Annotated in this window: 23 protein-coding genes; 11 read left to right on the top strand and 12 right to left on the bottom strand. The window is 71.2% G+C overall.

Annotated features, from left to right (window positions below; genetic code table 11):
* Positions 1 to 73: 73 nt before the first annotated feature.
* Entirely contained in the window at positions 74 to 316 is a 243-nt protein-coding gene (locus O7615_RS30455) for a hypothetical protein (RefSeq protein WP_278181235.1), read from the bottom strand.
* Positions 317 to 518: 202 nt separating this feature from the next.
* Between O7615_RS30455 and O7615_RS30460 the strand changes: the two genes are divergently transcribed.
* Entirely contained in the window at positions 519 to 839 is a 321-nt protein-coding gene (locus tag O7615_RS30460) for a hypothetical protein (RefSeq protein ID WP_278181236.1), read from the top strand.
* A gap of 59 nt (positions 840 to 898) precedes the next feature.
* On the top strand, positions 899 to 1,291 hold the full coding sequence (locus tag O7615_RS30465; RefSeq protein WP_278182290.1) for a CPCC family cysteine-rich protein: 393 nt from the start codon (positions 899 to 901) through the stop codon (positions 1,289 to 1,291).
* A 110-nt stretch (positions 1,292 to 1,401) separates the two neighbouring features.
* On the opposite strand, the gene O7615_RS30470 is transcribed toward O7615_RS30465, so the two are convergent.
* The 4 genes from O7615_RS30470 to O7615_RS30485 form a co-directional block, all read right to left on the bottom strand.
* Positions 1,402 to 2,250, bottom strand: a complete 849-nt coding sequence (locus O7615_RS30470) for an ATP-grasp domain-containing protein (RefSeq protein ID WP_278181237.1) — start codon at positions 2,248 to 2,250, stop codon at positions 1,402 to 1,404.
* A 194-nt stretch (positions 2,251 to 2,444) separates the two neighbouring features.
* Positions 2,445 to 2,732, bottom strand: a complete 288-nt coding sequence (locus tag O7615_RS30475) for a YrhB domain-containing protein (protein WP_278181238.1) — start codon at positions 2,730 to 2,732, stop codon at positions 2,445 to 2,447.
* Positions 2,733 to 2,943: 211 nt separating this feature from the next.
* Entirely contained in the window at positions 2,944 to 3,681 is a 738-nt protein-coding gene (locus tag O7615_RS30480; protein ID WP_278181239.1) for an isocitrate lyase/phosphoenolpyruvate mutase family protein, read from the bottom strand.
* Positions 3,678 to 4,340, bottom strand: a complete 663-nt coding sequence (locus tag O7615_RS30485) for a hypothetical protein (RefSeq protein WP_278181240.1) — start codon at positions 4,338 to 4,340, stop codon at positions 3,678 to 3,680. The genes O7615_RS30480 and O7615_RS30485 overlap by 4 nt, the downstream gene beginning before the upstream one ends.
* 63 nt (positions 4,341 to 4,403) lie before the next feature.
* Between O7615_RS30485 and O7615_RS30490 the strand changes: the two genes are divergently transcribed.
* Positions 4,404 to 5,102 carry a winged helix-turn-helix domain-containing protein gene (locus O7615_RS30490; protein WP_278181241.1) on the top strand — a complete coding sequence of 233 codons (699 nt, stop codon included), beginning with the start codon at positions 4,404 to 4,406 and terminating at the stop codon, positions 5,100 to 5,102.
* 25 nt (positions 5,103 to 5,127) lie between these two features.
* Here O7615_RS30490 and O7615_RS30495 read toward each other — a convergent pair whose 3' ends face one another.
* The gene (locus O7615_RS30495) at positions 5,128 to 5,706 is read right to left on the bottom strand and encodes a WHG domain-containing protein (RefSeq protein ID WP_278181242.1); all 579 of its coding nucleotides are present in this window, start codon (positions 5,704 to 5,706) and stop codon (positions 5,128 to 5,130) included.
* A 62-nt stretch (positions 5,707 to 5,768) separates the two neighbouring features.
* Here O7615_RS30495 and O7615_RS30500 point away from each other — a divergent pair, with 62 nt between their 5' ends.
* The 5 genes from O7615_RS30500 (at position 5,769) to O7615_RS30520 (ending at position 9,342) form a co-directional block, all read left to right on the top strand.
* Positions 5,769 to 6,509 (top strand): hypothetical protein, encoded by a 741-nt coding sequence (locus tag O7615_RS30500; protein WP_278181243.1) that lies wholly within the window; start codon positions 5,769 to 5,771, stop codon positions 6,507 to 6,509.
* Between the two features lie 42 nt (positions 6,510 to 6,551).
* Positions 6,552 to 7,055: a hypothetical protein gene (locus O7615_RS30505; protein ID WP_278181244.1), complete on the top strand. Its 504-nt coding sequence runs from the start codon at positions 6,552 to 6,554 to the stop codon at positions 7,053 to 7,055.
* Between the two features lie 113 nt (positions 7,056 to 7,168).
* Entirely contained in the window at positions 7,169 to 7,717 is a 549-nt protein-coding gene (locus O7615_RS30510) for a nucleotidyltransferase family protein (RefSeq protein WP_278181245.1), read from the top strand.
* Positions 7,718 to 8,035: 318 nt separating this feature from the next.
* The gene (locus tag O7615_RS30515; protein WP_278181246.1) at positions 8,036 to 8,440 is read left to right on the top strand and encodes a PadR family transcriptional regulator; all 405 of its coding nucleotides are present in this window, start codon (positions 8,036 to 8,038) and stop codon (positions 8,438 to 8,440) included.
* On the top strand, positions 8,437 to 9,342 hold the full coding sequence (locus O7615_RS30520) for a permease prefix domain 1-containing protein (protein WP_278181247.1): 906 nt from the start codon (positions 8,437 to 8,439) through the stop codon (positions 9,340 to 9,342). The genes O7615_RS30515 and O7615_RS30520 overlap by 4 nt, the downstream gene beginning before the upstream one ends.
* Positions 9,343 to 9,492: 150 nt before the next feature.
* Here O7615_RS30520 and argS read toward each other — a convergent pair whose 3' ends face one another.
* Entirely contained in the window at positions 9,493 to 11,223 is a 1,731-nt protein-coding gene (argS, locus tag O7615_RS30525; protein ID WP_278181248.1) for an arginine--tRNA ligase, read from the bottom strand.
* A 307-nt stretch (positions 11,224 to 11,530) separates the two neighbouring features.
* Here argS and O7615_RS30530 point away from each other — a divergent pair, with 307 nt between their 5' ends.
* Positions 11,531 to 13,006 carry a hypothetical protein gene (locus O7615_RS30530; RefSeq protein WP_278181250.1) on the top strand — a complete coding sequence of 492 codons (1,476 nt, stop codon included), beginning with the start codon at positions 11,531 to 11,533 and terminating at the stop codon, positions 13,004 to 13,006.
* Between the two features lie 30 nt (positions 13,007 to 13,036).
* On the opposite strand, the gene O7615_RS30535 is transcribed toward O7615_RS30530, so the two are convergent.
* Entirely contained in the window at positions 13,037 to 13,501 is a 465-nt protein-coding gene (locus tag O7615_RS30535; protein WP_278181251.1) for a VOC family protein, read from the bottom strand.
* 31 nt (positions 13,502 to 13,532) lie between these two features.
* Positions 13,533 to 13,982, bottom strand: coding sequence for a MarR family winged helix-turn-helix transcriptional regulator (locus O7615_RS30540; protein WP_278181252.1), 450 nt, complete (start codon positions 13,980 to 13,982; stop codon positions 13,533 to 13,535).
* A gap of 56 nt (positions 13,983 to 14,038) precedes the next feature.
* Here O7615_RS30540 and O7615_RS30545 point away from each other — a divergent pair, with 56 nt between their 5' ends.
* Positions 14,039 to 15,163, top strand: coding sequence for a GNAT family N-acetyltransferase (locus O7615_RS30545; RefSeq protein ID WP_278181253.1), 1,125 nt, complete (start codon positions 14,039 to 14,041; stop codon positions 15,161 to 15,163).
* A 41-nt stretch (positions 15,164 to 15,204) separates the two neighbouring features.
* A complete protein-coding gene (locus O7615_RS30550) occupies positions 15,205 to 16,149 on the top strand; it encodes an FAD-dependent oxidoreductase (protein WP_278181254.1) in 945 nt (314 codons plus the stop codon).
* Between the two features lie 43 nt (positions 16,150 to 16,192).
* On the opposite strand, the gene O7615_RS30555 is transcribed toward O7615_RS30550, so the two are convergent.
* The 3 genes from O7615_RS30555 to O7615_RS30565 are packed head-to-tail and all read right to left on the bottom strand — an operon-like array spanning position 16,193 to position 19,295.
* Positions 16,193 to 16,996, bottom strand: coding sequence for a sugar phosphate isomerase/epimerase family protein (locus O7615_RS30555; protein WP_278181255.1), 804 nt, complete (start codon positions 16,994 to 16,996; stop codon positions 16,193 to 16,195).
* The gene (locus O7615_RS30560; RefSeq protein WP_278181256.1) at positions 16,993 to 18,144 is read right to left on the bottom strand and encodes a DUF993 family protein; all 1,152 of its coding nucleotides are present in this window, start codon (positions 18,142 to 18,144) and stop codon (positions 16,993 to 16,995) included. The genes O7615_RS30555 and O7615_RS30560 overlap by 4 nt, the downstream gene beginning before the upstream one ends.
* Positions 18,141 to 19,295: a Gfo/Idh/MocA family oxidoreductase gene (locus tag O7615_RS30565; protein ID WP_278181257.1), complete on the bottom strand. Its 1,155-nt coding sequence runs from the start codon at positions 19,293 to 19,295 to the stop codon at positions 18,141 to 18,143. Before O7615_RS30565 ends, O7615_RS30560 begins: the two co-directional genes overlap by 4 nt.
* Positions 19,296 to 19,391 lie beyond the last annotated feature (96 nt).

The following is a 19,391-nucleotide window of genomic DNA, read 5'->3' on the forward strand; positions in this document are numbered from 1 at the left end:
CGCCGGGCGACAACTCGCACGATCAGCGGCAGAAGCCGATGCCGGTAGGGTCCCGTATGTCGAGCTGCGGTTCCTACCGGCATAGCCAGAAACCGTCGCCGTCGTGACGGACCACGTCTCCATCTGGCTGCCGGACAAAGACCGCCGCGCCCTCGATCCATACCTCGTCGCCAACGTGCAGGATGAGAGGACGCGGAAGCTCCACCGCCCAGTCGCCAGCCTCAACCATGGTCATGATCGTTAGACGAGTCACTGGCGTGGGGTCGGTCCGGATAACTCCGGTGGAGTCATCACCTTTGCCGAGGCGCATCTGCACGGACCGAGACTACCGAGCTGGGTAATCCGTGCTGTTCAGCATAATCGGGCACAAAACGCCTCCGAGGGCGCCGACAAGTTGGCAAAAGCGCTGGACCCGCACAGCAGCATAGCCGGAGCATACGGGACAATCGGTCACCATCTTTCACGCCCGATTCGCGGCAGATGAGCGCGTCTCACCCGTCGTCGTGGATCATCGGTGGATGGGCATTCAAGTCGAGCTGCATTCGGCCGGCCAGCGGCTGGAAGCATTGCCAGACCCCGACGGCGGGTCCTTCGACGCAGCCGGTGACTTCGACCGGTTGATCCCTCGTGACGACCCGGCCTTTCCGCTGCTAGGCCAGGTCGACCCGTACGGCGAGACTCATCTCGGCCCTACTGATATGGGTTCCCTCATAACGGAAGTCGACCGATTGCTCAGTCGCGCGAAGCCTGGCCCGGAGTACCGCGGGCTGATGCGACTGCGGACGATGGCAATTCACTGCTCCACCGAGCAACAGCAACTCGTGTTCATCGGCGACTGACACCTGCCGCCCCATCGTGAACTAGGCACAACCTGCCGCACGGTGTGCGGCAGATGCATATGTCGAGACGGCATCACTCCTGGCACCCTAAGCCGGTGGACAGCTCACCCGTGCAGCGTCATCCGAACGATGATCCCTCTCTGTCAGACGATGAGCTGGTTCGTCGGCGAGTCGCGTGGTTCGACGCCTACACGGCACAGAAGAACGTCCTGGCCCCGGCTGGAGAGTCTCTCTACACCTGTCCGTGCTGCGGACACCTCACCTTGTCCGAGCGCGGCGGGTACGAGATCTGCGATGAGTGCGGTTGGGAAGACGACGGGCAAGATGATCACGATAGTGCTGTCGTGAGGGGTGGACCAAACGGGAGACTCAGCCTCGACGCCGCACGCGCTGGTTACATCGACGGTGGCGGGATTCGGCAGGTTCACCGACCACCCCGTGAGCCGGTATAACGCCAACGGAACATGTGCGCCCAGGCGGAGACGCGTCGGGTCGCCCTTCCGGCACGACCGCTAAGCGGCAAATCAGGATTCCTCGCCGTGGGTACACACACATACGGCAGTCAGAGGGTGCGGGTGAGCAGTGCGGTGATCAGTGTGCTGGGTTCGGTGGTGGTTGGGCGGTCGCTGACTTGGCCGTCGCCGATCTCGATGATCCGCCAGACTCCGTCGTCGCGGAGGGCGAGGTCGACCGTGGTGAACGGCAGGCCGAGTGCGGCGATGACCGGTGTGACCGCGTCTAGGTCCACGTCGAGGTGCGGAACGTCGTTCGGGGTGTCCGGATGCGCACCGACCAAGACACAGACGCCGTTGACCCACCAGGTACGCGCCTCGGCGGAGATGAACCGCTCATAGCGGCGTAGGACGAACCCACCGACGAAGTCGTCCTCACGCAGGTGCCGCAGGCGGCTTGCCACCTTCCACGCCGTCTCGCCATCGGCGAGGTCGGGAATGAACGCCGCCTCGTACCAGTGGTGCTTCATCGACTTGGTGTAGTCACGCAGGACTGCCGGGCCAGTGCCCAACTCGACGCGCACCCGATCGAAATCGGCTCGCAGGTCGCCCCTGGTCCACACCGACGTAGGGGTGAGCGCCACCACGGCGCCGTACCAGCCGGGCATCTCGTGGGCCCGCCGGTACTGCTCAGGCGAGGTTCGCAGTGTCACGCCGCGCCGGGCCAGCGCCTCAGCGAGGGCTGCGTACTGCTCGCTACGCAGCATCCAGCCCCGGTAGACCGCCTCACCGCCAGCAGGCACCAACGCCACCGCCTCATCCACACGACCCGGCCTGGTCAGCGCATCGTGGTCCACCACCGCCACGTCAAGTCCGGCCTCACGAGCAGCCACCGCCTCCGCCTTGAAGTGCTCGTCGGGACGACGCGGTCGCAGTGGATCCGCAGGAACCAGCAGCATCACACCCTGCATCGTGCCCGACCCGGCCAGCAACCTCCACGCCATATTCCGGGCTGTCTCGTTAACGGAGACCTCTCTGCTGCCGACGGGTTGACAAGAGAGGTGCCGTTAGCGAGACAGGCCCCGCGATTTTACACGGGGAGCGGCAAATCCGTACGTCAGCCTGGGAACGGCGAGGCGTCGTACCGGCGCGGTCAGCCCACATCGGTAGTCAACCCGCCGTGTCGGGGCTGGATCTGGTCTTCGATGGGGTTGCCAGAGGCGCCGAGATACGGCGGCTCACCCGACTTGGGCACGACGACCGGACCGTTACCGACGAGAGACGCCAGAAGCTCCATGCCCTGCAAGAACCGTCGCGTGTTGTAGCCGAAAACCCAAGCGGTCGGGAATTCCTGACAAGAGCAGATGACGACGTCGACACCGCATTGCGGACGCACCACCCGATCAAGCAGATCCTGGGCCGCCTCGTAGGCGTCCTGCATCACGATCCCTTGAAATGGCCACGACCGATTCATGTGCATACCCCCTGCGGGCTGTCTCCGCTGATCCGGTTATCGCCGCGTTATCATCGCATCCTGCGCGGGCACTGAGGCATCCGCTCATCGGCATGACAGTGCACGTGGCGCCAGTAGGAGCCCTGCGAGTTGGCGTGGTCGGTCACGGCGACGGTCGGCGGAGGAACGGTCACTGGTGTCACTCTGGCGGCGGCCCGGCATTGACGTCGGCGTAGGACGGTAGGTCGGGGCGTATGGGGAGGCCGTCGCGGACGGCTACCGCGGTGTCCACGGCGGCGGCGAGGGCGGTGCGGAAGAGCAGGGATCCGGTGCTGATCCGGCGTACTCCCAGGTTTGCCAGGGCGGCGACGGTGTGCTGGCCGGGCAGGAACAGGACGTTGACCGGCACGTCGACCGCCGCCACGATGCGGACGATGTCGGCGGGCTCCGCCAGGCCGGGTATGAACACCCCGTCGGCGCCGGCGTCCGCGTAGAGGCGTACCCGACGGAGGGTTTCGGCCAGGTCTCCGGGGCGCTGCCAGTGGGTGTCGGTCCGGGCGTTGACGAACAGGTGCGGCACCTCCCGCTTCACCGAACGGATCAACGCCGCGTGCGCCTCGGCCGGGCCCATGGCGTCTTCCATGTTGACGCCGACCGCACCGGCCTCGGCCACGGCGACCGCGGTGCCGACCGAGCCGGTCTCGATGTCGACGGTGAGGTGGATCGGGAGGTTGGCCAGGCTGCGGGTGAGGCGCAGCGTGTCGGCGTCGGTGGCGCCGACGCCGTCTGGCCGGCCAGCGGCGGCCGCGACGCCGAGGCTGGTGGTGCCGAGCGCGGGAAAGCCCGCCTCGACCAGGCGCCGGGCTGACGCGACGTCCCACACGTTCGGCAGTACGAGTGGGTCGCCGCTGCGGTGCAGGGCGGCGAACTCCTTCACGCGAGGGCTCCTTCGACGAGGGCGAGGGCGTGCTCGCGTCCGGGGCAGCGGCGGGGTCCGGACCCGAACGCCAGATCGCCCGCCAGGCGTACCCGTACCACCTCGCCGGCGTCGACCGTGACGTCGCCGACGGTGGTCCCGACGAGCGCCTGCCGCTTGGTCGCCGGGACCGGCGGATCATCGCGCAACACGTCGTCGACGGGGCGGCCCCGAGTCCGTTCGATCAGGGCGATGGTGGGCTGGTACGCCTGCACGAGGACCCCGATGCGGGCCGCGGTCGGCTCGTCGAAGGCGCCACCGAGGACCGCGACCAACCGATCGACCGCCGCGTCCGCCCGGGGCTCGTCGCCGGTGTCCGGTTGGTACGCCTGCGCGACGTCACGCACCAGGTTTACGACGGGCTCGCCCACGCCCATCTCGCGGGCGAGTACCGCCACCGGGTGCACCGGGCCCTGGTCGCAGAGGGACTCCAGCGGGATCGCGTCCAGGATCGCGCTCGACAGTGCGCGGCGGCGCTGGTGAGCTTCTCCGCTGCTGAACCGGCCGACCGTGGCACGTAGCCAGGCGACGCCCGCGGACGCGGGTGGGACCGGTGGCACCACGAAGGTCGGGTCGTTCAGGACGGCGAGGGCGGCGTCGCGGCCGTTGATCTGCTGCATGCGGCGAACGTACGGCCGGGATCGTTCGGCGGTGGCCGAAAGGTGACGACCTAGGCTGGGTGGGTGACCTCGGCCTCGGACCTGGCGTCGCTCGCAAGCCTGCTGGCCGACGAGACGCGGGCGGCGATGTGCCTCGCGCTGCTCGACGGCCGCGCGTGGACGGCGGGCGAGTTGGCGGCGCACGCCCGGGTCGCGCCCTCGACGGCGACCGAGCACCTGCACCGGCTCATCGGTGGCGGGCTGCTCGTCGAGCGGCGCCAGGGCCGGCACCGGTACGTACAACTCGCCGGTCCTTCCGTCGCGCAGCTTCTCGAGGACCTGGCGGCCCGGGTCGAACCTCGCCCGGCCCCGCCCCGGGGATTGCGGGCGGCGACCGCGAGCGCGGCCCTGCGACGCGGCCGCACCTGCTACGACCACCTCGCGGGACGGCTCGGCGTCGCCGTGACCGACGCGATGACCGGTGCCGGACTGCTGGACCAGACCGGCGGCTTCGCCATCACCACCGCCGGCCTGACCTGGCTGACCGACACGCTCGGCCTGAGCCCGGAGAGCCTGCGGCCCGGCAGACGACCCCTCGCCCGCGGCTGCCTCGACTGGACCGAGCGGCGCCCGCACCTGGCCGGGCTGGCCGGAGCAAAGCTCTGCGAGACGCTCCTCGGCAACGGCTGGGTGATCCGGATCGGAACCGGCCGGGCGGTGCGGCTCACCCCGCACGGAAAGGCGGCGCTGCGGGACCGTCTGGGACTCTCCGACGTCGATTGACGGGCGTACCTGCGCGGTTGCGTAGCTAGCCTGCGCGGGCCGACAGGATCGCGGCGAACGCCGCGCGGACGTGATCGGCGACCCCGCCGCTCGCCCCCGCCTTCAGCTTGCCGTCCAGGTACAGGTAGGCCAGCCCGTGCGCCAGGGCCCAGCCGGCGGCAGCCAGCTTCTCGGCGTCGCCAGCGGGGAAGACGTTCGACATGGCGAGTTCGAGCAGCTCGTGGATCTCGGCCGCGGCCGCGACTCGCTCCTCGTCCCCCTCGTCGCAGGCGTTGCCGAACATGAGCCGGAACAGGGCGGGGCGACGGAGCGCGAACTCGACGTACCCGACCGCCAGCTCGCCAAGGTCATCCGGCGACGTCGGGCGCGCGCGGCCCTCGGTCAGGTCCGCTTTCAGGTCGCGCAGACCCTGCACGGCCAACGCGGACTCCAGGGCGTCGCGGTCGGTGAAGTGCCGGTACGGCGCGGTCGCCGAGACGCCCGCCTCGCGCGCCACGGCGCGCAGCGAGAACGGCTCGCCGGCTTCGAGCATGCCCATCGCCGTAGCCAGCAACGACGCCCGCAGGTCGCCGTGATGGTAGCCACTTTTCGCCGAAGTTGACACTGCTTACATTCCCTCCTACGCTTATGTGAGCGTCGTAAACATACTGCGTTCCAGGAGCAGCGATGTCATCCGCAGTCCCCACCTCCGCCACCTCACCCACAGCCACCCCAAACGTCTCACCGGTCTTCACGCCGTTCACCCTCCCCAACGGGTCAATGCTCGCCAATCGCCTGGTCAAGGCCGCTATGGAAGAGAACATGGCCGCGTACGGCCAACTCCCGGACAAGGCTCTGTTCCGGCTCTACCGCCGCTGGAGTCACGGCGGGGTCGGCCTGATCATCACCGGCAACGTCATGGTGCACGCCGAGGCGCTCACCGGCCCGGCGGGCGTCGTCCTCGACGCTCACGTCCCGTTGGAGCCCTTCCGGCAGTGGGCAGCTGCCGCCAAGAGCGGTGGCGCGCGAGTGTGGATGCAGATCAACCACCCCGGGCGGCAGGTTCGCGCCGACATGCCCGGCGTCGCCTGGGGACCTTCGGCGATCCGCGTCAACCTCGGCAGGAACAGCAAGCGGTTCGCCGAGCCGGTCGCGATGACACGGGACCAGATCGAGCAGACGATCGCCCGGTTCGCGACCACCGCCAGGCGCGCCTACGAGGCCGGCTTCGACGGCGTGGAGATCCACGCCGCACACGGGTACCTACTCTCCCAGTTCCTCTCTCCGCTGGCCAACCAGCGCACCGACCGGTGGGGCGGCAGCCTGGAGAACCGGGCCCGGTTGCTCCTCGACATCGTCCGCGCAGTGCGTGCCGTCGTCGCTCCAGAGTTCGCCGTGGCCGTCAAGCTCAACTCGGCCGACTTTTAACGCGGCGGCTTCGACGCCGACGACGCCCGGTCGGTCATCGCGATGCTGGCGCCACTTGGCGTGGACGTCGTGGAGCTGTCGGGCGGCAGCTACGAGAGCCCGGCCATGACCGGGCAGTCCGGTGACGACCGCACCCGCGCCCGAGAGGCCTACTTCCTGACCCTCGCCGAAGAACTCGTGCGGACAAGTGAGATTCCGTTGATGCTCACCGGTGGCGTGACCCGACGCCCCGTCGCAGAAGAAGTAGTGGCCAGCGGTGTCGACCTCGTCGGCGTGGGCAGCGCCCTGGCCATCGATCCGGACCTGCCGACCAGGTGGCGGCACGACGCGGATGCCAGGGTCCAGCTCAAGCCGGTTCGCATCAAGGACAAGGCGGTGGCCTCCGCCGCGAGCATGGCGCGGGTACGCCACCAGCTACGCCGCCTCGGCGCGGGACGGCGGACGAGACCCGGCATCAACCCCACGTTCGCACTCGCCAAGGAGACGGCACTGCAGGCGTTCGCGCTACGCCGCTACCGCACCTGGCTGCGCAGCCGGCCCGCCTGACTCGATCGTGCTGCGCGAAGGGACATCCTGGGCCTGACCGGCCGGCGTTCTGCCCTGAGCCCCTGCCTCGCAAGCGGTACGTACGTCCGCTGGTCTAGGGTTCCTGGGTGGTCATGAGCGCGCAGGACGTTGTGGGCGTGATCGAGTCAGACCCGGGAGCAATGCAAATCCTTCGGGCCACGGCCGACCTTGGATTACCGGACTGGTGGATCGGTGCCGGCTTCGTACGCAACCGCGTCTGGGACGCGATCAGCGACCTCCCGGTCTCGCCGGAGCGCGACGTGGATGTCGCCTACTTCGACCCGGAGAAGCTGGACCCACGCGAAGACGCGCGCGCCGAAGCCCTAGCCACCACGGCCCTGCCTGGGGTGCCGTGGGAGATCCGCAATCAAGCACGGATGCATCTGCGCGATGGCGACGAGCCCTACACGTCCACCCTGGACGCGATATCGCGCTGGCCGGAAACGGCAACTTGCGTCGCGGTCACCCTGCGAGGTGACTCTGTTCGCCTGGTGTCCTGCCACGGGCTGGCTGATCTCGTGGGAATGGTTGTCCGCCCCTCGCCAGCCTTCAATACCGTAGCGGGCCGCGCGAAGGTACAGCACCGCGTAGGGGCCAAGGGATGGCGCGACCGATGGACCGGACTACGGCTGGAGATCTAGTGCCTCGCCACGCAACCTTGAACCGGTAATCCGGGTCCCACTACGCAGCCGGTCCAGATCTTGGACACTTCCCGTGAGCGCCGAACGGAAACTTTCCAAGATCTCGCGTCCGCATCTCATTTCTTGAGAAGTTCGCGCCGACCCGCCTCGGCTACTTCCAGATCTCCGGCCCGAACGTGCGGTGTCCGTCTTCCGGGAGTCGCCGGGTCAGTTCAGGCCGGGACCGGCTACGGGTGGTCCTGCCTGCCTTGGCGGTGCGGCGTCGACTCGACGGCGGGCTACAACTGACCATGTATTTGATCTGATACAGTAGTTGTCGTGGTTGATAAGTCCGTCCTCGCCGACGACGAGGTGCTCGCCGCCGACCTGCTGCGCGGTCACACCGACACGATCGTGCTGGGCATCCTGCGCCGCACCGACAGCTACGGCTTCGAGATCTTCAAGTGGATCCGGGACAGCACCGGTGGCCGTCACGAGATCAAGGAAGCCACCCTCTACGCCAGCTACCGCCGCCTCGCCCGCGACGGGCTCATCGAGTCGTACTGGGGCGACGAGACCCAGGGCGGCCGGCGCAAGTACTACCGGATCACCGACGCCGGCCGGGCCGTCTACCACCGCAACGTGGCGGCCTGGTCGGTGACCCGCGACCTCATCGACACCCTGCTCGACCTGGCCGACCGCTCCGGCCACCCCGACACATCTGCTGGAGGGCAGTCCGCATGACCACCGCACGCTCGACCCACGATGCCGCGCTGGACGTCCATCGCCTCCTCGACGAGGCGTTCGCCGGCGCCGAGATGAGCCCCGAACGGCAGGATCTCAAGGAGGAGATCCGGGCCAACCTGGTCGCCCGCGTCGGCGAGTTGGTCGACACCGGGCTGCACCCCGCGACCGCCGCCCGCCAGGCCATGACGGAACTCGGCGACCTCGGTCCACTGCTCGACGCCGCCCCGGCCGGCGACGGCGGGTCACCGGCGCCGGAATGGGCCCGCCACCGGGTCCGCCCGGCACCCGGATTCCTGGTGCGCACGGCGTTCCTGGCCACGCTCGGCGTCGCCGGGCTCGTCCTCGTGGCGCTCGCGGCGACCGGCACGGCCGTACCGTCGGGTTGGTTGCTCGTCGCGGTCGCCGCCGTCGCGGTCGGTGCCGGCGCCGGCACCGCCGACGCCCTGCGCCAGGAGACCTCGACCAGCTACCCGATGCCCACGCCCCGAGCCGCCGGGTACGGGCTCGCCGTCGCCCTCGGGCTGGCCGCGCTCGGCGCGGGATGGCACTACCTGACCAGCGACGCGCTGCCGTGGCTGCTCGGTGGTGCCCTCGCGGTGGTCGCCTCGGTGGTGCTGTTCACCTATCTCGGCGGCACCCAGACCAACCGACACAAGCCGTGGGTGCTGCGCATCGAGGCGACGCACCGCGACGGCGTCGACCGCTTCACCCAGGATCCGGCCGCCGCCGCCCGGTTCGGGCTCTACACGGCCACCACCTGGTTGATCGCCATCGCGGCCTTTGTGGTGCTCGGCGTCACCGTCGGCTGGGTCTGGTCCTGGCTCGCCCTGCTCGCCGGCACCGCCGCCATGCTGGTCATGCTCGCCCGCATGCAGTTCGGTCAGCGCCACCCGGCCTGACGGTGCCAGCGCCAGCGCGCCGACCGCCGGGGGCTATGCCGGCCGGCGATAGCACAGGTGATTCAGCTCGACAGGGCGCGCAGGGAAGCCACCGAACCCCGGCCACCGAACCCGGCCACCGCACCGACCGGCGCGGCGGCCGGGGGATCGCTAGAGCTGGTCGGGGGCGTCGATGCCGAGCAACCCCAGGCCGATACGCAGGGTGTCGCCGGTGAGACGACAGAGCGCGAGCCGGTTGCCGCGCCACGGTTGCTCGGCACGCAGCACGGGGCAGCGTTCGTAGAACGCGGTGAAGGTCTGCGCCAACCGGTACAGGTAGGCGCAGAGCCGGTGCGGCTCGTAGCCGGCGACGACCTCGGTGAGGGTGTCGGCGAAGGCGTCGAGGTCGAGGATCAGCGCCCGCTCGGCCGGTTCCAGCGCGGCGGTCGGGTCGACCGTCGCGTCGGCACCCCCGGCCCTGGCCAGGATGGAGCGGACGCGGGCGTGCGCGTACTGGAGGTAGACGCCGGTGTTGCCGGTCAGCGCCAGCATCCGCTGCGGATCGTAGGTGTAGTCGCGGGTACGACCGGTGGCCAGGTCGGCGTACTTGACGGCGCCGATGCCGACCTGCCGGGCCCGCTCGTGCAGCGCCGCCCCGGTCAACCCCGGGTTCTTGGCGGCGACCACCTCGCGGGCCCGGTCGACCGCCTCGGTGAGCAGGTCGACCAGGCGTACGGTGTCGCCGGCCCGGGTCTTGAACGGCCGTCCGTCGGGGCCGAGGACGGTGCCGAAGGCCACGTGCACGGCGGGCACGGCCGACGGTAGCCAGCCGGCCCGCCGGGCGGTGTCGAAGACCATCCGGAAGTGCAGCGCCTGCCGGGCGTCAACGACGTACAGCAGCCGGTCGGCGTGCAGCTCGGCGACCCGCTGCCGCAGCGCCGCGAGGTCGGTCGCGGCGTAGCCGAACCCGCCGTCGCGCTTGCGGACGATCAGCGGCGTCGGGTCGCCGTCCGGCCCGCGTACGTCATCGAAGAAGACGCAGAGCGCACCGTCGCTGGTCACCGCGACCGCCCGGCGCTCCAGCTCGGCGGCGACATCGGGCAGCGCGGTGTTGTACGCGCTCTCCCCCACCGCGTCGGCGCCGGTCAGCCGCACGCCGAGCCGGTCGTAGACGTCGGTGAAGTAGCGGGTGGACTCGGCGACGATGTCCCGCCAGGCGGCGACGGTCGCCGGGTCACCGGCCTGCAACGCCACCACCCGCCGCCGGGCCCGGTCGGCGAACGCGGGGTCGGCGTCGAACTCCGACCGGGCCTGCCGGTAGAGCGTCGCCAGCCGGCGCATCGTGGCGGCGTCGTCCGTGGTTTGCGGCGCGGGGTGCTCGACCTGGTACTGGATGAGCATGCCGAACTGGGTGCCCCAGTCGCCGATGTGGTTGCGGCGCACCACGGTGCCGCCGAGGTGTTCGAGGATCCGCACCAGCGCGTCCCCGATGATGGTGGAGCGCAGGTGGCCGACGTGCATCTCCTTGGCGATGTTCGGCTGCGAGTAGTCGATCACCGTGACGACGCCGGCCTCGGGGGTGCCGACGCCCAGCCGGGGTGCGGCGAGCCGGCCGGCGAGCTGCGCCAGCAGCGCCCGGTCGGTCAGGTCCAGGTTGACGAAGCCCGGCCCGGCCACCCCGGCGGCGGCCACGGGACCGTCGGCGGGCAGCGCCGCGACGACCTCCGCCGCGACGTCGCGCGGGCTGCGCCGCAGCAGCCGCGCCGCCGCCAGCACCCCGTCGGCCTGGAAGTCGGCGTGCTCCGAGCGTCGGACCTGCGGCGCGAGGTCCGGCAGCCCGAGTCGGGCCGCCGCGGCGGTGACGGTGTCGGACAACGACGAGGCCAGCGAGGGCACGGTCACGGGTACTCCCCAGGACGGGACGGGATCGTCACGAAGGCCGGCCGGCCGCACGGCGGGTGCGGGCACGACGGGCGGAGCGCGCGAGAAAGGACGGACGACTATCGTCGTCGCAGGCGCGAGCGGCGGACGGCGACCAGCACCGAATCCATCTCCACCGCCTCGAACGCCAGGGCCGCGAACCGAGCGCGACCAGATGCCCGGCAGTGTACGCGCCGCGCCGGGCTGTCGGTCATCCGCCGGTACGCCGCGTGACGTCATAGGAAAAACCCTGATTCCCCGGTGGCAACGACTCTCTAGGGTCGGTCGCATGGTGCGCAAGGTTGTCTCGGCTGTCCTCACGGTGACGCTGCTGCTCGCCGCGACGGCCTGCACCGGCGGGTCGCCGGTCGATCCGGCCGGCACGGTCGACGAGGACCCGTACAGCGAGTCCGCGCTGCGGTACGGGATGGCGCCCGCACCGCATCCCGACCTGACGTACCAGCCCGACGTGGTCCTCGTCGGCGGCGGTGGCCGCTCGGTCCGGTCGGTCACCGCCGATGGGCTGACCTGGCGGATCGACGGCGCCGCGCCCCGCGCCGGTGACCTGGCCCCCGGCAAGGTCATGTTCGTCACCGGTCGCGGCGTCGGCCGGGTGCTCGACCTCCAGCACGAGGGAGGCGATCTGCTCGTCACGATCGGGCCGGTCACCGTCACCGACGTGATCCGCGACGGCGTCCTGGAGATGCGGGACATCGCGATCGAGGACCCGGTGATCTACCAGGCCGGTGAGCCGATCTGGGCGACGCCCGAGGAGGAGGCCGACGAGGCGCTACCCACCCCGTCCGGCCGGGCCGGCCGCAGCGCGCCGCTGCGGCTCGCCCCGCTGCCGCCCCGCCCCGCGCAGCCGGCACCGATCCGCGGCGGCGGCGAGGTCAGATCGGTCGTCGCCAACTTCTCCACCGGCGTCAGCCTCAACAGTGGCGCCGGGGTCAGCTTCAACTACGACCACAACGGTACGAAGCTGTTCGGGCGGGCCACGCTCACCTTCGCGCAGCCGACGGCGGGCTTCTATCTCAGCATCAAGGGCGGCTCCATCGGCCGGGCGGAGCTGTCGGTCAGCGGTGGCTTCGGGGTCCGGTACTCGTTCGAGGCCGGCATCCGGGACGGGCAGAACATCAGGGCGGTGCTCCCCATCCCGGTGGAGTTCAGCATCCCGCTGGGCACCGTGCTCGGCGTACCGCTGGCGCTGACCATCAGCCAGACGGTCAAGGTCACCACCGCGTTCGGCGCGAAGGTGGGCACCATCAAGGGCCAGGGCGAGTTCTCGCTCGCCGGTTCGCTCGGCTACGGGTACGCCAACGGCAGGTTCGGCCCGCAGGTCAGCAAGAACTTCCAGCGCAAGGAGAGCCTGATCAATTCCCTGCGTGGGGTGCCGGTCGGGGTGATGGGATTGCTCATCGAGCACCGGGTCCGGTTCGATGTCGGGTTCAGCGCGTTCGTGCTCAAGGCCGGCCTCTTCTTCGAGGTGTCGACGGCCTACGGGACGACGATCGGTTCGGCGCTGGGTGCCCCGCTGGCGGTCTGCCGGGGGGTGGGGATCGGCGTCCGGGGCTCGTACGGCATCGGCTACACGATCCTGGCCCCGGTGGTGAACGTGATCAACAAGTTTCTCAACCTGATCAACGTCAAACCGATCAACTCGTCCGGCAAGCTGGGGCCGCCGCCGTACCTCATCCACAGCGCGGACGAGGTCATCCCGCCCGGCACCAAGCTCTGCGGCACCCCGCAACCAGCCGGCGACTGAGCCGGCGGGGCCGGTTGCCCGGCGCACCGGTCACGAAGGGTCGGTGCCGAAGCCGTCGAGCGTGGCCCGCTCGTCGAGCGTGCGCAGCTCCTGGAACACGGTGATGTGCAGACCGGCCGAGGCGTCGAGGCGGGCGTTGACCGACTGCCACGGCGTGGTGGTGGGTGGTGCCAACTGCGCGGCGCCGCCGGCGACCAGCCGATCGGTGGTGGCGGCGGTGTCGTCGACCTCGAACGCCACCCGGATGCGCGGTGCGACCTGTCGCCCCACCTCGACCTCGTCGATCATCCGCTTCTGCGCCGGATTGGCGATCTCCAGCGTCGCGCGGCCGGCGTCCAGGATCACCACCCGGGCGTCGTCGCCGCTGGAGAACGCCGCCTGTTCCGGCAGGCCCAGCACGTCGCGGTAGAACCGCACCGCCGCCTCGTAGTCGTCGGCCTCCACCACGAGCCGCAGTTGGCGTACCGGCGACGCGGGCACCTCGGGTGAACTCATTGCCGTCAACATCCTCTCCGGAAGGACCCGCTCAGTCGGGCAGGTCGGCGATTCGGGTCGAGAGCCTGCGCAGCGTCGCGAGCTCGTCGGCGCTGACGTGGGCGAGGAAGCGGGACCGCACCGAGACGAGATGGTACGGCGCCGCCTGTTCGAGGACCCCGAAGCCGTCGTCGGTCAGGTGCAGGATGCAGCCCCGCGCGTCCTGCGGATCGGGCTCCTTCTCGATGAGCCCCCGGGCCTGCATGCGGGCCGCGTGGTGGGACAGCCGGCTGCGCGACCATTCCATCTTGGCGGCCAGGTCCTTGAGCGCCCACCGACGGTCCGGCTTCTCCGACAGGGTGCTCAGCACCTCGTAGTCCGCCGGCGACAGCCCCGAGTCGCGGGCCAGGTCCCGGCCGATCCGCGCGGGCAGCGCGACGAGCAGGCGCCGGAAGGCCCGCCACGCCCGCTCCTCGTCCTCACTCAGCCAGGCGGTGTCCACCCGACCACCCTACCCCTCGTTGACACGTCACAGAAAGCCCTCGTACTATCGTTGACATGTCATCGAACAACTCCGGCGCGCCGCTGCGCCTCCTCGTCATCGTCGCCAGCACCCGCCCCGGCCGTCTCGGACCGGCGATCGCCGACTGGTTCGTCCGGACGGCCACGCCGGACGCTGACCGGCCGGACGCTGACCGGCCGGGCGCCACACCCGACGGGATCACCGTCGACGTGGCGGATCTGGCCGACATCGGGCTGCCGCTGCTCGACGAGCCCGAGCACCCCGCCAGCGGCAGCTACCTGCACGAGCACACCCGCCGGTGGAGCCGGCGGGTGGCGGCGGCCGACGCGTTCGTGGTGGTGACACCGGAGTACAACTTCGGCATGCCGGCGGTGTTGAAGAACGCCCTCGACTTCCTCTACCACGAGTGGGCGTGGAAGCCGGTGGCCTTCGTCAGCTACGGCAACACCTCGGCCGGCACCCGGTCGGTGCAGATGGCGAAGCAGGTGGTCACCACCCTGAAGATGATGCCCATCGGCGCCACCGTCGCCCTGCGCATCGCGGAGAGCACCCGCGACGGCCGGGTGGTCGCGTCGGCGGCACTCGATCGAGCCGCCCGGGGCGTGCTGGTGGAGCTGAGCCGGGTGGCCTGCGCGCTGCGCCCCCTGCGCACCGGGGCCGGCGGGAACGACGCCACCGTCGGTGGGCCGGTAGAGGGCCTCACGCTGGCCGAGGCCCGGCCGGCGGACCTGGCCGAGCTGCTCGTCCTGCAGCGATGCTGCTGGGTGCAGGAGGCGTTCGCCAACGACACCCTCGACCTGCCGCCGCTGCGGGAGACCCTCGACGACCTGCGCGCCTCGCTGTCGACCTGGCGGCTGTGGTGCGTACGTCGCAACGGTCGCCTGGTCGCGGCGGTGCGCGCCCGGACGGACGAGCGGGCGTGGCTGATCGGTCGTCTGATGGTGGCGCCCGACCAGGCGGGCAACGGCATCGGCTCCTGGTTGCTCGCGTACGCCGAGGGGCAGGCCCCCGCGGAGACCACGCACTGCGCGCTGTTCACCGGGCACCGCAGCACCCGCAACATCCGGCTCTACCAGCGCGCCGGCTACACCCTGAGCGCCACCGCCGACGACACCCCGGACATCGTGCACCTCACCAAGGAACGGCAGCTGACCGCCTGAGCCCTGTCCGCCACGGCGCCGATGTGGTGTGATCTCCAGGCATGAGGGTCCGGGTCATCGGTGCCGGTGTCGTCGGCCTGACCAGCGCGCTCCGCCTGGCACAGGCCGGTCATGACGTCGACGTGGTCGCCGGGAAGGTCGGCGACAGCACCACGTCGGCTCTCGCCGCGGCGCTCTGGTATCCCTACCGCGCCTACCCCGAGGCGGACGTGACCCGATGGTCGTCGCTCACCTACGCGACGCTGTGCGGCCTGGCCGCCGACCCGTCCACCGGGGTCCGGCTGCGTCTCGGGCGGGAGCTGTTCCGCTCGCCCGCCCCCGACCCGTGGTGGCGCGACGCGGTTCCCGAGCTGGGTCGGCCGACCGACGAACGGCTACCCGCCGGCTACCTCGACGGTTACGAACTGACCGTGCCGGTGGTGGACATGGCGGTGCACCTGCCCTGGCTGCTCGGCCGGTTGACCGAGGCAGGGGTCGCCGTGCGCGGCGGACAGGTGGACGATCTCGCCGGGGCGTTCGCGGGCGTGGACGCCGTGGTGAACTGCACCGGGCTGGGAGCCAGGAAACTGCTCGGCGACGGATCCCTCACGCCGGTACGGGGACAGGTGGTCGTCGTCGCGCAGGTCGGCCTCAGCGAATGGCTGCTCGACCAGACCGACCCCGGGCGCCTGACCTACATCGTGCCCAGGAGTGACACGGTGCTGCTCGGCGGCACCGCCGACGAGGGCGACGAGGATCTGACCGTCCGGCCGGGCACCGCCGCCGGCATCCTGGACCGGTGCGCCGCGCTGGTGCCCGCGCTGCGCGGGGCACGCGTGCTCCGTCACCGGGTCGGCCTGCGGCCCGGTCGGCCCCGCGTGCGGCTGGAGGCCGAGGTCGTCGAGCGTGGTCCGGTCGTGCACTGCTACGGCCATGGCGGCGCCGGGGTGACCCTCTCCTACGGCTGCGCCGACGAGGTGGCCGAACTCGTGTCAGGGCTGTCCTGACCGGATCCCGCCGCCGGCGCCGGAACCCACCTGCCCGCGCACGTCAGGCGACATGCGTCAGGTAGCCGGCGATCGCCTCGTCGAGCACCGCGCGGCCCGGCCGCGACCACACCTCCTCGGCGAAGACCTCCACCTCCACCGGGCCGGTGTACCCGGCGGCGTCGACGGCCTCCCGGAAGCGGCGCAGCTCGACGCTGCCGCTGCCGGGCAGGCCACGGCCGAGCAACACCCCGGCCGGCAGCGGCGTCACCCAGTCGGCGACCTGGAAGCAGGCGATCCGGTTCTCCCGGCCGGCCCGCGCGATCTGCGCCCAGACCTGGTCGTCCCACCAGAGGTGGTACGTGTCGACGACCACGCCGACCGTCTCCGGCGGGTACGGCTCGACCAGGTCGAGGGCCTGACCGAGGCTGGCGACCACGCACCGGTCGGCGCAGAACATCGGGTGCAGCGGCTCGACGGCGAGCCGCACGCCCGCCTCCTGGGCGTATGGCACGAGCGCCTCGATCGACCGGCCGACGTGGGCCCGGGCGGCGTCGAGGTCGCGGCTGCCGTCGGGTAGCCCGCCGGAGACCAGCACCAGCACCGGGGCGCCGAGCGCCGCCGCCTCGTCGATCGCCCGCCGGTTCTCGTCTTGCCATCCGGGGACGTTGAAGAAGCCACCCCGGCACAGCGAGGTGACGGTGAGGCCGGCGTCGCGGACCAGCGCCGCCGCCTCCGCGACGCCGTGCGCGGCCAGGTCCTCGCGCCACAGCCCCACACCGGAGACGCCGGCGTCGGCGCAGCCCGCCACGAGCTGCGGCAGCGGCCACCGCTTCGTCGTCGCGGAGTTGAGGGCGAACCGCTTCACTGCGTCACCCCCGCGGTCGTCATGAACGCCCGCGCCCGCTGCGCGGCCCGCTCGGCGTCGGGCAGCAACCCGGCCGCGTCGGCGAGCCGGAGCAGCCGCCCCAGGTGCGCCGGTGACCGCCCGGACTGCAGGCCGCCGACCATCGTGAAGTGGTCCTGGTGGCCGGCGAGCCAGGCCAGGAAGACGATGCCCGTCTTGTAGTAGTAGGTCGGCGCGCCGAACAGGTGCCGGGCCAGTGGCAGCGTGGGCGCGAGGATCTCGTCGTACGCCGCGACGTCGCCGTGATCCAGGGCGCGCAACGCGGCCGCGGCCGGTGGCGCGATGGCGGCCAGCACCCCGAGCAGCGCGTCGGAGTGGCCGGTGCCGTCGCCACGGATCAGCGCCGGGTAGTTGAAGTCGTCCCCGGTGTAGAGCCGCACCCCGGACGGCAGCCGCCGGCGCAGCGCCACCTCGAACTCCTCGTCGAGCAGCGACACCTTGATGCCGTCGACCCTGGCGCTGTGCGCCTCGATCAGCGCGACCACGATGTCGGCGGCCCGGACCGGATCGGCGTCGCCCCAGTAGCCGGTCAGCGCCGGGTCGAACGCCGGGCCCAACCAGTGCAGGACCACCGGGCCGTCCGCCTCGTCGAGCAACCGGCCGTAGATGTCCAGGTAGTCGTCGGCCGAGCGGGCCGCCGCCGCCAGGTGCCGGCTGCACATGAGCACCGGCGTGGCGCCGGCGTCCTGCACGTCGGAGAGCTGCTCGGCGTACGCCTTGCGGATCTCGTCGAGCGTGGCCGGGCCGGCCGGCAACTGGTCGGTGGCGACGCCCGCGCAGATCGCGCCGCCCTCGGCCCGGGCGGCCCGCGCCGAGCGGCGCACCAGCTCCCGTGCGGTCGGATAGTCCAGACCCATGCCCCGCTGCGCGGTGTCCATGGCCTCGGCCACCCCGAACCCGTACGACCAGAGGTGCCGGCGGAACGCGAGCGTGGCGTCCCAGTCCACGGTGGCCGGCGCACCGGGCACGTTCTCCGCTCGCGGGTCGGCCACCACGTGCGCGGCGGCGTACGCGATCCGGCCGGTGAAGCGGGCACCGGGTGTCGCGTGCTCGCGCCCGGCGCCGGAGAGCGTGAGGGGCCCGTCGGGCAGGCCGACCGTACGGCTCACGGGTGCAACTCCTCGACCTCGATGCGGCGGCCCTCGCGCGCCGACTGCAGGCCCAACTCGGCCAGTTGCACGCCGCGCGCGCCGGCCCACAGGTCCCAGGTGTACGGGGCGTCCTCGGCGACGTGACGCAGGAACATTTCCCACTGCGCCTTGAAGCCGTTGTCGTACGTCTCGTTGTCCGGCATCTCCTGCCACTGGGACCGGAAGTCGTCGGTGGAGGGCAGGTCGGGGTTCCAGACCGGCTTCGGGGTGGTGGCGCGGTGCTGCACGCGGCAGCGGCGCAGCCCGGCCACGGCGCTGCCCTCGGTGCCGTCGACCTGGAACTCCACCAGCTCGTCCCGGTTGACCCGGACCGCCCAGGAGGAGTTGACCTGCGCCACGATGCCGCCGTCAAGTTCGAAGATGGCGTACGCGGCGTCGTCGGCGGTCGCCTCGTAGGGCTGGCCGTCCTCGTCCCAGCGTTGCGGGATGTGGGTGGTGACATGTGCGGTGACCGCCCGCACCGGGGCGAAGATCTGCTCCAGCACGTAGTGCCAGTGCGGGAACATGTCGACCGCGATGCCGCCCCCGTCGGCGCTGCGGTAGTTCCAGCTCGGACGCTGCGCCTCCTGCCAGTCGCCCTCGAAGACCCAGTAGCCGAACTCGCCGCGTACCGACAGGATCCGGCCGAAGAAGCCGCCCCGCACCAGCCGGTCGAGCTTGCGCAGACCGGGCAGGAAGAGCTTGTCCTGGACCACACCGTGCCGTACGCCGGCCGCGTCGGCGGCCCGGGCCAACTCGACCGCGCCGGAGAGGGTGGTCGCGGTCGGCTTCTCGGTGTAGATGTGCTTGCCCGCCCCGATGGCCAGGCCGATCGCCTTCTCCCGCTCGCTGGTGACCTGGGCGTCGAAGTAGATCGACACGTCCGGGCGGGCGAGCGCGGCGGCGAGATCGGTGCTCCACTCGGTCAACCCGTGCCGGGCCGCCACGTCGCGCAGTTTGGCCTCGTTCCGCCCGACCAGCACGAGCTCCGGCCAGAGCCGGGCGCCGGTGCGCAGCGGCACGCCGCCCTGCTCCCGGATCGCCAGCAGAGACCGGACCAGGTGTTGCCGGTAACCCATCCGCCCGGTCACACCGTTCATGACGATCCCGATCGGGACACGTGCCGTCATCGCCTCACCCTCCAGGTACCACTTCCTCCGGCCGCCCGACTCTTTCGGGCGCCGCGACGAGCCTCGTCACCGGTCCGGCGGGAGGACGGCGGCGCT

The sequence above is a fragment of the Micromonospora sp. WMMD1082 genome, from assembly GCF_029626175.1.
In the GTDB taxonomy this organism is placed as follows: Bacteria; Actinomycetota; Actinomycetes; order Mycobacteriales; family Micromonosporaceae; genus Micromonospora.